Annotated in this window: 12 protein-coding genes; 3 read left to right on the forward strand and 9 right to left on the reverse strand. The window is 67.6% G+C overall.

All coding sequences use genetic code 11. The features are described from left to right. Positions 1-89: 89 nt before the first annotated feature. The 4 genes from ACIHAO_RS36300 to ACIHAO_RS36315 are packed head-to-tail and all read right to left on the reverse strand — an operon-like array spanning position 90 to position 4,763. Complete coding sequence (locus ACIHAO_RS36300) at positions 90-1,355, reverse strand: barstar family protein (RefSeq protein ID WP_396565700.1); 1,266 nt, start codon at positions 1,353-1,355, stop codon at positions 90-92. Between the two features lie 45 nt (positions 1,356-1,400). Beyond that, positions 1,401-2,696, reverse strand: a complete 1,296-nt coding sequence (locus ACIHAO_RS36305) for an NAD(P)/FAD-dependent oxidoreductase (RefSeq protein ID WP_396565702.1) — start codon at positions 2,694-2,696, stop codon at positions 1,401-1,403. Continuing rightward, a complete protein-coding gene (locus ACIHAO_RS36310) occupies positions 2,686-3,540 on the reverse strand; it encodes an alpha/beta hydrolase (protein WP_396565704.1) in 855 nt (284 codons plus the stop codon). The genes ACIHAO_RS36305 and ACIHAO_RS36310 overlap by 11 nt, the downstream gene beginning before the upstream one ends. Next, a complete protein-coding gene (locus ACIHAO_RS36315) occupies positions 3,537-4,763 on the reverse strand; it encodes an amidohydrolase family protein (RefSeq protein ID WP_396565706.1) in 1,227 nt (408 codons plus the stop codon). The genes ACIHAO_RS36310 and ACIHAO_RS36315 overlap by 4 nt, the downstream gene beginning before the upstream one ends. Before the next feature lie 94 nt (positions 4,764-4,857). Here ACIHAO_RS36315 and ACIHAO_RS36320 point away from each other — a divergent pair, with 94 nt between their 5' ends. Continuing rightward, positions 4,858-5,445, forward strand: a complete 588-nt coding sequence (locus ACIHAO_RS36320) for a TetR/AcrR family transcriptional regulator (RefSeq protein WP_396565708.1) — start codon at positions 4,858-4,860, stop codon at positions 5,443-5,445. A 278-nt stretch (positions 5,446-5,723) separates the two neighbouring features. Here ACIHAO_RS36320 and ACIHAO_RS36325 read toward each other — a convergent pair whose 3' ends face one another. From ACIHAO_RS36325 to ACIHAO_RS36335, 3 genes are read right to left on the reverse strand one after another with little or no spacing between them, the layout of a single operon-like run. Next, positions 5,724-6,479, reverse strand: coding sequence for an SDR family NAD(P)-dependent oxidoreductase (locus ACIHAO_RS36325; protein WP_396565710.1), 756 nt, complete (start codon positions 6,477-6,479; stop codon positions 5,724-5,726). Between the two features lie 32 nt (positions 6,480-6,511). Continuing rightward, a complete protein-coding gene (locus tag ACIHAO_RS36330; RefSeq protein ID WP_396565712.1) occupies positions 6,512-7,270 on the reverse strand; it encodes an SDR family NAD(P)-dependent oxidoreductase in 759 nt (252 codons plus the stop codon). Further along, positions 7,267-7,536, reverse strand: coding sequence for an Atu4866 domain-containing protein (locus ACIHAO_RS36335; RefSeq protein ID WP_396565714.1), 270 nt, complete (start codon positions 7,534-7,536; stop codon positions 7,267-7,269). The genes ACIHAO_RS36330 and ACIHAO_RS36335 overlap by 4 nt, the downstream gene beginning before the upstream one ends. A gap of 101 nt (positions 7,537-7,637) precedes the next feature. Here ACIHAO_RS36335 and ACIHAO_RS36340 point away from each other — a divergent pair, with 101 nt between their 5' ends. Continuing rightward, positions 7,638-8,480: a helix-turn-helix transcriptional regulator gene (locus tag ACIHAO_RS36340; protein WP_396565716.1), complete on the forward strand. Its 843-nt coding sequence runs from the start codon at positions 7,638-7,640 to the stop codon at positions 8,478-8,480. 139 nt (positions 8,481-8,619) lie between these two features. On the opposite strand, the gene ACIHAO_RS36345 is transcribed toward ACIHAO_RS36340, so the two are convergent. Both ACIHAO_RS36345 and ACIHAO_RS36350 read right to left on the reverse strand, forming a co-directional pair. After that, positions 8,620-8,844 carry a hypothetical protein gene (locus ACIHAO_RS36345; protein WP_396565718.1) on the reverse strand — a complete coding sequence of 75 codons (225 nt, stop codon included), beginning with the start codon at positions 8,842-8,844 and terminating at the stop codon, positions 8,620-8,622. 142 nt (positions 8,845-8,986) lie between these two features. Continuing rightward, positions 8,987-10,285: a phytase gene (locus ACIHAO_RS36350; RefSeq protein ID WP_396565720.1), complete on the reverse strand. Its 1,299-nt coding sequence runs from the start codon at positions 10,283-10,285 to the stop codon at positions 8,987-8,989. A gap of 307 nt (positions 10,286-10,592) precedes the next feature. On the opposite strand from ACIHAO_RS36350, the gene ACIHAO_RS36355 reads away from it, so the two are divergent. Further along, positions 10,593-10,997: a hypothetical protein gene (locus ACIHAO_RS36355; RefSeq protein WP_396565722.1), complete on the forward strand. Its 405-nt coding sequence runs from the start codon at positions 10,593-10,595 to the stop codon at positions 10,995-10,997. Positions 10,998-11,230: the final 233 nt, after the last annotated feature.

Raw genomic sequence — 11,230 nt, forward strand, 5'->3', positions numbered from 1 at the left:
TCGCTGAATATCCCGGTGTCGGCGAGCATTGTCGCGACACGTTTCGTATTCGCGCGGCCGGTCGCATACGAAACGCACAGCACAAAGGCTCAGCGCAAATCGACCCTGATCCGATGTTCCGCGAGCAGGTCCAGCAAGTACTCCAGGGTGATCGCCGGAGCCAGCCGGCGCCGGTCGTATCCGCCGACCAGGTGCTCGCGGGCGACGATCGAGTCATGCCACACCAGCCGAAACGGAGCCTGGGCGCCGAACCGTCCGCGAAGGCAGTCGTCCAGGCCGTCGAGGGTCCAGCCGAAGTACCCGCCCGGCCCGTTGATCGCTTCGCCGATAGCGCAATAGAACCCTTCGACGTCGGTCACGAACCGGCCGTCGAGGTCGTAGGGGGTTCCGGCCGGCCGGTCCAGTCCGCCTGCCCGGTAACCGAGCGCCACTCCTGACCACTGGTGCCGCAGGTCACGATCGTAATCGGCCCACAGGTTCGGCCGGGTCGGCCGTCCAGCGCGCCAATGCTCCAGAATGTCGAGAGTTCCCGCCGGCAAGGGCTCCCCTGCGCCCACTTCGACGGTCACGTCCAGGAATCCGGCGCCGAGCGGTGACGGCTCGACCGCGTCGACCGTTCCGGACACCACGGCACCGGTCAACTCGACGGCGGAACCATCGGTGGCGATCGCGTGGACCCAGGCTTGGACGCGGCGCCGACGCAGGCTTCCCCCGGTCGGCTGTCTCACCGCATCGAGCGCGGCCAGCAACGGAGGTTCCGGCCGGCAACCGAGGAGCCGGATGCGCGGCACAGAGGGCGCGGCTTGCTCGCGGAACACACCCGTGATGTCCCCGCAGGTGCCGCAGGGCGTCCCGTCCCAGGTGGTCAGGACGAATTCGCCGACGTCGCGGGGACGCATCACCGCATCCGTGCGATGACCGACGTGGACGAACCCGTCGAGGTCGATGTCGACTTTTCCGGGCATGGCCGCATTCGGTCGCTGTGCGAGCACGACGACGTCGCACAGATCCTCTCCCCACCACGACGGCGATGTGCCCGGCGGTGGCGTAAGCGCGCTCAAGGAGATGTTGCCCAGCCACGCCTGTTCGGTACCGAGTCCTTCGGCGGGCAGCCGGCCGAGGAGATCGGCGAGCATTCCTTCCGGGGCACAGCCGACGAGCGTGAACCGCTCCCGCCGCCGGGGCGGCAGGTCGGCGAACAGTCCTTCGATTTCGGCACACACCGCCAACGGGACGTCGTCCTCGGGATCATCGAAACCGATCTCGCCGCAGAGCAGCCAACGCGGGCCTGTCGGATGCGGCCACGTCCACCGCCGCCGTTCCGACGAGAACCCGAAACCGGGGTTGATCGTCACCCCCGCGACCCTACCGGCAGGAAACGCCGCGTTCCGAGTTCCGGCTCAGCCCAGCACCGTGCCCGAGTTCGCGGCGTTCCGGCTGCGCTTACGAGAGAACGCCCCCAGGTCGATCTCCAGGCCGGTGCGCGGGGCCCGGAACCGGACGGGCGACGCGTCGTGGTCGACGCCGTTCTCCACCTGGTCGATCAGCTCCGTCATCAGCCGCCCCACGACCGGCGCGTTCTTGAACTGGTTGCCGCTCGTTCCGATCGCGAGGTAGAAGCCGTCGAGTTCGGTGCGGTCGTAGATCGGAGTCCAATCGTCGGCGACGTCATAGACGCCCACGACACCGCGCGCCCGGTTGGGCACCGCCAGGTCCGGCAACCGCCGCGCGGCCCGCGTCGCCTGAGCCTCGAAGACCGCGGCCGTCGGGTGGATGTCGACGGCGTCGGGGTCGTCGGTCCACTGCATCGGATCACACTCCGGTTCCGTTCCGCCGACAAGCATGCCTCCTCCTTCGCCGCGGAAATAGGTGCCCAGATCCATGTCCGCCACCACGGGCCCCGTATAGCCCTCCGGGACCGGCACGTGCGCTACTTCCTGCCTCATCGGGCGCACACCGACCGTGAAGTCGGAACCCACGCCGGCCAGCCGATTCACCGCGCCCGACCACGGACCGGCCGCGTTGACCACGACGGCACAGGGAATCCGGGTGCCGTCCGACAGTCGCACCGACGTCACGCGCCCGCCGGCCTTCTCCACCGCTGTCACCGTGCTGCGAAAGCGGAATTCCGCCCCACACGCCGAGGCCGCGGAGGCGAGGTTCACCGCGGCGAGGCCAGGGTCCGAGACGTAACCGGCATCCGGGGTGTAGACGCCACCGAGGGAGTGTTTCGTGTCCTCCCAGAATTCCTCGTCGTCGAGCCGCTTCGGCGGCCAATAGCGGCCGGCGTCGATACCGGGAACGCGCTCGGCCAAGGTCGCGCTGTCCCATTCCTCGTAGGGAACACCGATCGCATCGAACAACGGAAGCCACGACGTACGGGGAGCCGCCTCGACGTCCAGCATGACCAGCCCACTCTTGCGGAACATCGCGAGGTCGCCGACATCGCGCCCGAGGTGGCCTGCCCAGTCGAGCCAGCCGAAATGCGCCTCCCACGCCGTCGCCACCCCGGCGGCGGTGGAGAAGTTGAACCGAACGATCGCACTCGATGCCGAGGTCGAACCCTGTCCGGCTCCCGGGGCTCGATCGAGCACGAGCACCCGGCGGCCCGCCCGCGCGAGCTCAAGGGCGATCGACGAACCGATCACCCCCGCCCCGATCACGACCGCGTCGGTCTTCGGACGCTTACCGGGCACGGCAGGTCCTGAGGTAGCTGAGGAACGAGGCCTGCAGGCCGGTCACGTGCGTTTCGCGCAGGACCGCGCTGGTGACGGCAGCGCCGCGAGCGGTCAGGCGGTGCAGGACGGTGGCCGCGTTCTTCGCGAGGTTCTGATAGACGGCGAGGTCTCCGAGAAGCTCCCGGTCGTTGATGGTCACGTGAAGCTTGGCGGCAGGCACGCTGTCGCCCATTTCGTCGAGCAGCGCGAAGACCTGACTGTCTTTATTGACGACACCGGGGCTGCCCGCTCCGATGCTCTCGAAGAGCGTGCTGCCGGTGAGCCAGGCGTAGAGACCGAAGAGTCCGCCGTAGGAGTAGCCGAAGAGGCCGTGACCGCTCGCGGCCGTGCCGTAATCGCGTTCGATCCGCGGATGCAGTTCCGCGGTGAGGAAGCTCAGGAACGCATCGGCGCGGGTGTCGCGCAGTTCGGCGAGGTAGGCGTCGGATTCTTCGCGTGTCCTCGCGCCCGTTTGAAATCCCGCTTCCACGGCATCGATGAGCTCCTTGGCGATGGGCTCACCGGGTGGGACGAGGTCCCTGTTGCGCAGCCGATCCCAGTGCTGTGCGTCCTCGCCCGCGTAGCCGACGCTGACTTGGATGTAGGGCTGGATCTGTTGCAGGGGGTCTTTCTGGGTGACGATGAGCGGAGCCGTCAGGCCCACGGCCCAGTTGCCGTCGAGCACGTACACGACAGGCGCTTGCGTCGTGGTGGGGTCGTAGCCGGGTGGCGTGGTGACCCAGACGCCGTAGTCGTACCCGCCCCTGGAACGCAGCTCGAAATAGTCGGTGTCGGCGAGGCAGCCCTGCCAGATGGTGCTCATCGAATGTCCTTCACGATTCGGCCGGCCTTGAGAACGAGGACGGCATTGGCGGGATCAGCGAACAGCTCCGGGTCTTCCACCGGGTTGCCGTTCCACAACACGAGGTCGGCCTGCGCGCCGGGAGCGATGACCCCGACTCGGCCGGACAGGCCGAGGATCTCGGCGTTGGTCTTGGTGGCCGCCACGAGAGCTTCCATCGGCGTCTCGAGCTTCGCGCGCAACCTGAGCTCTTCGCCTCGGCGGCCCTGAGCCGGGCCGATGAGATCCGAACCCAGCCCGATCCGCACTCCGGCCTCCTTGGCGACAGCGAGCGCTTCGGCCATCCGCTCACGAACACCCAGCACCCGATCGCGGGTCGACTCGCCGAGGCCCGCTCCGGCGGTGTCGTGCAGCAGTTGCTCGACGACGGCGAACGTGGGCACGAGGGCGACGTCGTGAGTGGCCATCAGGGTGGCCGTGGACTCATCGAGATCGGTGCCGTGCTCGACACAGCGCGCCCCGGCCTCGACCGCGTTGCGGATGCCGTCGTTGTTGTGGGCATGAACCGTCACGTAGGTGCCCCGGGCCGCGGCTTCCTGGACAGCGACGGCGATCTCCTCGACGGTGAACTGGGTGTCGGTCAGCCGGTCGTGAGCGCCGACCACCCCGCCGGTCACGCAGAGCTTCAGGAAGGAGGCTCCGCGACGGAAGGCCTCGCGCACGTTGGCTCGCAGCTCGTCCGCGTTGCCGGACATCGTGGACAGGGCACACAGGCCGGGTAGGTGGTGGCTGCTCCACAGCTCGGTGGGTTCCCAGTCCGCTCCGTAGTAGCCGTGCCCACCGATCTGGCACTGAACCGGTCCGCACGACAGGACACGTGGCCCCCTGACCTTGCCCTTCGCGATCGTCGTGACGAGGCCGCCGTCGACCCCGCCGGTGTCCCGAACGGTCGTGAAGCCGGCATCGAGCGTCGCGCCGGCCGTGGCGAAGATGTCCGCCGCGAGCTCAGCGGCGCTTATCCCGAACGAGAACTGCGGTCCGATCGGGCTCGACAAGCCCAAGTGGACGTGAGCGTCGATCAGGCCGGGCGTCATCGTCAGCCCGCCGGCATCAACGCGCTCGCCGCGTACGCCGGCTGCCCCGACCTGGGTGATATGCCCGTCTTCGATGCCGACGTCGACGTTGACCTGGTCGCGACCCGATCCGTCGACGACCGCCGCGCCGACTACCTGAACACGTCCCACGAGTCGTTCCCTCCACCGTTGCGAGCCGACTGCGACCATGTGCGAGGCGGCACGGCGTCGTCGGTGCTTCTTTTCCAATGGATAAACTGTGGGAGTGATCTTGTCAAGCACGGAACGCAAAGGCGACGCACGCGAGCGTCTCCTGGCTCGGCTTCTCGACGCCTTCGACGAGGCACTTCCCTCACCGGAAGTGTCACTCCGTGAGATCGCCGCCCGGGCCGAGACCAGCCACGCTCTCCTGCGGTACCACTTCGGGTCTCTCTCGGGCGTCTTGGCGGCCATGCTCACGGCACAGCGATCCCGGGACAACGAGGTGCTTTTCGAGGCCGCCCGCCAGGGCACCTTCGACGACTTCGTCGCGGCGATCTGGCGGACCTACACCCGCCCGGAGCAGCTGTCGCGTGTCCGCGGCTTCTTTCACGTCGCAGGGCTGGCCGCGTACACCCCACAGGACTTTCGTGAGTTCATCGACTCGCTCGACGACCTGACCAAGATGCTGGCCTCGCTCGCGGAACGCGAAGGGCTCGACGCCAAGCAAGCACTGACCATGGCCACCGTCACCATCGCCGCGATTCGTGGCCTGCTCCTCCAAGAGGTCCTGACGCCCGGAGTCCACTCAGAGGACGCGGTCGCCTTGATCCTGCGCATGAGCAAGATTCCACGGACATGCCCGGGCCCTTGAACAGGTAGCCGTCTTTCGCCGCAACTCCTCCCGAACAGTGATGTGGCCGCGATGGGCGGAGGTGCGTGTATCACCACGGGCGAATTCAGTCGCCGTGGCAAATGCCTTCGACCTACCATCACAACGAGCCCGCCCAAGGCGCATCTACCCGGTAAGGGTGCGTCCTGCCCGTCGCACGGTGGGGGTGGCCGCCCGTTCGAGCCGGGCCGGGTCCGGGGAACTCACGTCTCGACGGGAGGTGTCGGGGTTCCCTTGTCAACGCACGCAGGACGGGGCGTTCAGTGTGCGGTGAGTCCGCCGTCGACGATGAGTTCGGATCCGGTCACGAACGAGGATTCGTCGCCGGCGAGGAACAGCATGGTGGAAGCGACCTCAGCGGGGCTACCCGCTCGGCGCATGGGAGTGCGGACGATGTCGGGCTGTTCATCGCCCTGCTCGTCGAGCAATTCCTGGATCATCGGAGTGGCGATGACCCCGGGGTGCACCGAGTTGACCCGGACGCCGCGGGTCGCGTATTCGACGGCGGCGGTCTTGGTCAGCAGCCGCACTGCTCCCTTGGACGCCTGGTATGCGGCGGCGGCCCCGCTGCCGATCAGGCCGAGCACCGAGGAGGTGTTGATGATCGAGGCGTTGCCGGAAGCGCGCAGCAGGGGCATGGCGGTCTTCATTCCGAGCCAGGTGCCGGTCTGGTTGATCGCGATCACCCGGTCCCAGCCGTCCTTTGTGGTCTCCTCGACACCCGGCCAGTCCACGACACCGGCCAGGTTGACCAAGACGTCAAGGCGGCCGAAGCGCCGCCGGGTGAGCTCGATCGCCTCGCTCCAGTTCTCCGGCGAGGAGACATCCAACCGGACCGCCAGTACCTCGGTTCCTTCGGCTTTCAGGCGCGCGGTGACCTCGTCCGTGGTGTCCTGGGAGATGTCGGTGACGACCAGTCGCGCGCCTTCCCGCGCGAACAGTTCCGCTGTGGCTTGTCCGATGCCACCGGTCGCACCGGTGATCAACGCGACCTTGCCGTCGAGCCGTCCAGTCATGTTCGCTCTTTCTCTCGTTGTGTCGCTGGGAGTCAGGCCGCGGTGTAGCCGCCGTCGGCGGCGACGACCGCGCCGGTGATGAAGCCGGACCGGGGCGAGGCCAGGAAACCGATCACCTCGGCGATCTCCTCAGGCTGTGCGACACGGCCCAGAGGATGGGCATCGCCGAAGGAGCGCAGATACTCCCGGCTGTCGGCCCGGAAGTTGTCGAGCATGTCGGTCTCGATCACACCGGGGGCGACGACGTTGGCGCGGATACCGTGCGGGCCGCCTTCCAGCGCGAGCACTTTGGTCAGCTGCGCCAGCGCCCCCTTGGACGCACTGTAGGCCGCCGCCTCGACCAGTCCGACGGTGCAGGCGAACGACCCGACGGTGACGATCACACCCCCGCCGTGGCCGCGCATGGCCCGGAACGCCTCGCGAGCGTGCAGGAACGCCCCGCGGGCATTCACCGACATCAGCTCGTCCCAGTCGGCCGCCGTGGTCTCGGTGATCGGCTTGTTCACCGATCGGCCGGCGTTGCCGACCAGGATGTCCATACCGCCGAACCGGTCGATCGCCGCGGCCACCGACCGCACCGCGGTGTCCTCATCGGACACGTCACCCACCACAGTGGACACACCGTCGAAGCGGGCGGTGAGATCGTTCACCTCGGGGCGAAGGTCGGTGGCCAGCACTCGCGCGCCGCGGGCATGCAGCCAGGCGACCGTCGCCGCCCCGACCCCGCGGGCGGCACCGGTGACCAGCGCGACCTTGCCCTCCAGGTCGCGGTCGGCGGCAGGCGCGTTCATCGCCGCACCTGCCCACGCCGATCGTCGGACTCGCGATACAGAACGAGATGCTCGTGATAGAGCACGCCGTCACGGATATCACCCGTCGCGGTGAAACCGGTGTCATCGACATAGTCGAGGTGCGCCTTGGTCACCGAGTAGCGGCCGGTGTAAGCGCTGCGCCGTCCACCGCGTTCTTCGGCGTAGCGCCCGTCTGCGCGCAATTCCTGCCGGATATGTCCGTCCGCGGTGACCCACATGCCCACCACGTCGATATCGCTCTTCATATGGATCAGCGTCGATGACAGCGGGGAAACATGGCAGGACGCGCGGTGACTGGGTGTGCCACACCCACCCAGCCGGGCCGGCGGCGACCTACCCTGGTGTCATGGGCAGTGGTGAACTGGGCGCGTTCCTGCGAGCACGCCGCGCACAACGAGGTCCCGAAGACGCGGGCGTGCGCTATGCCGGCCGCCGCAAGGTGCCCGGACTGCGCCGCGAGGAAGTCGCCGTGCTCGCCGGGGTGAACGTCGACTACTACACCCGCCTGGAACAGGGCCGAGAGACCCACCCGTCACCGCAAGTGCTCGACGCCCTCTGCCGCGCCCTGGATCTCGACCCCGACGCCCGCGAGCACCTGTACCGGCTGGCCGGCGCCACACCGGACAACACACCGGCGCCCACGCTCCAGACCGTGAGCCCCGAACTGCGGCAACTCATGGACGGCTACCCGCACACCCCTGCCTTCGTGCTCGACCACATCCTGGACGTACTGGCCACCAACACCCTCGCCGACGCGCTGTTCTCACCATTCCGCGCGGTGGACAACCTCGCCCGCATGACCTTCCTCGACCCCGCGGGACGACGGTTCTACGCACGCTGGGACTGGACCGCGCAGGCCACGGTGGCCAATCTGCGCGCAGCCGCGGGCTTCTACCCCTCCGACCCCGGCCTGCGAGACCTGGTGGCGGAACTCAGCGAGAACAGCGAGCACTTCCGCGACCTGTGGGAGACCCACCAGGTGCGCGGCAAGACCCGAGAACCCAAACACCTCGTGCACCCCGACGTCGGCCCGCTCACCCTCACCTACCAAGCATTCGACGTGCGCAGCGCCCCCGGCCAGCAACTGATCATCTACCACGCCGAACCCGCCACACCCAGCGCCCACACCCTCGCGCTGCTGAGCAGCCTCCACGCCACCGCACACCACACGCGTTCGGTCGACACCTGACTCGCGAGAACGGCCCACGAATCCGGAGAAGGCCGGTGTGACGCTGACCGGGCTCCTTCCTGTCCTCACGGGAAAGCGTCTTGTCGAGCGCGACGAGCTTCCGCGTGTCTTCGTTCAGGCTGGTTTCGAGGCCTGGATTTCACCGAGCCAGGCGTCGTAGACGTCGGAGGTACTGGCCGCGGAACCGGCGCTGCGCCTCCTCGACCCGGACGAAACCGGGGTCCGCGAAGGCTTCGTAGTAGGAGTTCTCAGCGTCGTCCCGGCCGCCGTCGGCATCGACGAGGCGTGCGAGGCCCTCCTTCTCCGGCGGCCAACACGGAAGGTTGACCACCCACTCGACCTTCGGCGCATCAGATCCACCCACTTCACCATTGTGGCCCCTCGGTGTTACGAGACACGGCAGTGACGGAAGCAGCAGGCGCGGATTCCCGGTCCTCTCTTCTCAGCCACAGCCGTTGCCCGCGGGCGACCGCCGGAGTGGCGGTCTCGCCGCTCGCGGAGTCCCGTCAGTCGTCGAGGGCGTCGAGTACTTGTTCGAGGTCGACGAACTTGAAGTTCGTGGCGTCCCGGCCCGGCTCTCCCGGCTTGTCGTCACCGTCCTGGACGACGAGCAGGCCGTTCGGGTACTTGCTTCCGAGTGGCTCATTGAGGACTGCGGCGCCGTCGCTTTCCTCGGTGCCGTCGAGGGTCGCGGACGCTGCGGTCACCCGGAAGCCGCCTTCGTACTCGTTGTCGTCGCCGAGTTCGCGGTCGTAGGCGGCGAAGGTGTTGTCCCCCTGACTGGAAGCGAGCAGGTACCCGTCACCGTCTTTCTGCTTGAGCAGGGTGAGGCCTTCGACGTCGGCCGACAGGCGCGTGCCACCGTAGCCCGGGTCGGGTCCGGGTACGCACTCCTCGGTCGCCTCGTCGTAGGTTCCGGGGATGCCGTATTCGCGGACCTTGTCGATGAGCTTCGGAGTGCCTTCGAGGTCGGCGTCCACCCGCCAGATACCGACATCCTCCTGCCCGGCATAGAGGGTGCCGGTCGCGGGATCGACGACCATACCTTCGACCTGGGGCAGTTCACCCGGTTCGCCGCACGGAGTCCACGACTTGCCGTTCGGCAGCCTGAATTCGGACGGCAACGCGAGAGTGCGCACCTTGCGGTAGGTGACCGTGCCTCCGGCGCCCGAGGTCAACTCCAGCAGACTGAGAGCGGTGCGTTCCCGCTGGCTGACCACCGCATACGAGCGGCCGCTGGCGGGATCGGTCCACGTGGCGAGGCCATAAGCGGTGCGCTGTTCGTTGATCTCCTCCTGCGACGAGGAGAAGATCGCCGGCGCCGAGGGATCGGTGACGTCGGCGAGAGGAGCACCGGAGTCGCCGCCGTCGATACGGTAGATCCGCAGCCGGTCACGGCCGCGATCACTGGTGACGGCCAGGTCGCTCACACCGGAGCCGACCTTCATCCGGTGCACGAGGTCGACGTTGTTGAACCGGCCGGGGGCATCATCCGGGCCGGGCGCTTTCGGCGCCGGTACCGACTGCACTTCGCGGCCGTCGAGGTCGTAAACGCGCAGACCGCCCTCCTTGACCGTGGCGACGACGAGGCTGCGATCCGGAGCCGCAGGGTTACGCCAGATCGCCGGGTCGTCCGCGTCCGCGTTGCCGCCTGCTTCGTCGTCGTACACGGCAGGGGTTTCGGTCGCCGGCTTCACACTGGGCAGCGCATCAGCCGCCACGGCCGAAGGGGGCAAGACCGTGGCAAATGCCGTGATCAGCACGAAACCGCCGACGACGACGCGGGCTCTGGAGGCCTGGGCCATCAAAGTGATCCTTCCCTGGAGCGAATCGGACAGCCCACTATGAAGTCACCGAGTGACAAGTTACCCGAAAGTAACGGCACTCAGGTGACCAGGACATGAACAAGGCCTATGCGGAACGGCCCCGCCCCGGCACGGACACGAGTTCGCGTCCTTTGTGGACAATAGCCGCGCGAACGACCCCTCAGCCGCGACCACAAGGGCAGGAACTACCGCCCTTGTGACGGAACGACCGTTCGACCGCTCGCGGACACCGAGTGGGACGCTCCGAGTTCAGCGAAAACCGGACAACAACGAATCGGGGCACACCATGCGCAAGATTTTCGCAGCGATCGTCCTCTTCGCGGGCTGTCTGACCATCGGGGCGACACCGGCGAACGCCACCCAGACCCGCGCGACGGCGCTGGCGGACTGCCATACGGCGAACGTGCAGTTCAACTTCGACAACTGGGGCTCCACAGGTGGCTTCCATGCCTACTGCGGCAACGCCCGACATGTCTGGGCCGTCACCGCGTTCTACGACTCCGCCGGAGCACAGATCGCGGGCGGGAGCGGCTCCAGCCTCGTCCCCGCCGACGGCCAGTGGCACTGGTTGCACGCGAACACCAACTGGGGAGGCCTCTGGAAGCCGGTGTACACCGGCTGCATCTGGATCACCCAGGACAACCCCTCCCCCGGTGGCACATTTCTGTACAACTACTGCAAGAACATCTAGGTACATGAAGGACCCCTTCCTGTACCTAGTGTCCGGAGTCGGAAGTTCGTGTGGTAATTCGGTGTGGTGCCGAAGGATCTTGTTCTTGCTTCGCGCGGTGAAGATGCTGTCGCCTGAGGCCGTGAGCATTCCGCTGACTTCAAGGTGTCGGGTCGCGGGGATTCGCTCGCGGGCCGTGGGGCGACCGTGCCGCGAAAGCCACTTTCGCGACCCCAGGCGTCGCGAAAGTGGCT

This window comes from Amycolatopsis sp. NPDC052450, from assembly GCF_044547565.1.
GTDB lineage: Bacteria > Actinomycetota > Actinomycetes > Mycobacteriales > Pseudonocardiaceae > Amycolatopsis.

Coding starts and splice junctions, on each gene's coding strand:
- ACIHAO_RS36310 (WP_396565704.1), bottom strand. CDS start 3,540: ATGAGCACCATCTGGCAGGGCTGCCTCGCCGACACCGACTATTTCGAG.
- ACIHAO_RS36325 (WP_396565710.1), bottom strand. CDS start 6,479: ATGACTGGACGGCTCGACGGCAAGGTCGCGTTGATCACCGGTGCGACC.
- ACIHAO_RS36330 (WP_396565712.1), bottom strand. CDS start 7,270: ATGAACGCGCCTGCCGCCGACCGCGACCTGGAGGGCAAGGTCGCGCTG.
- ACIHAO_RS36335 (WP_396565714.1), bottom strand. CDS start 7,536: ATGAAGAGCGATATCGACGTGGTGGGCATGTGGGTCACCGCGGACGGA.
- ACIHAO_RS36340 (WP_396565716.1), top strand. CDS start 7,638: ATGGGCAGTGGTGAACTGGGCGCGTTCCTGCGAGCACGCCGCGCACAA.
- ACIHAO_RS36350 (WP_396565720.1), bottom strand. CDS start 10,285: ATGGCCCAGGCCTCCAGAGCCCGCGTCGTCGTCGGCGGTTTCGTGCTG.
- ACIHAO_RS36355 (WP_396565722.1), top strand. CDS start 10,593: ATGCGCAAGATTTTCGCAGCGATCGTCCTCTTCGCGGGCTGTCTGACC.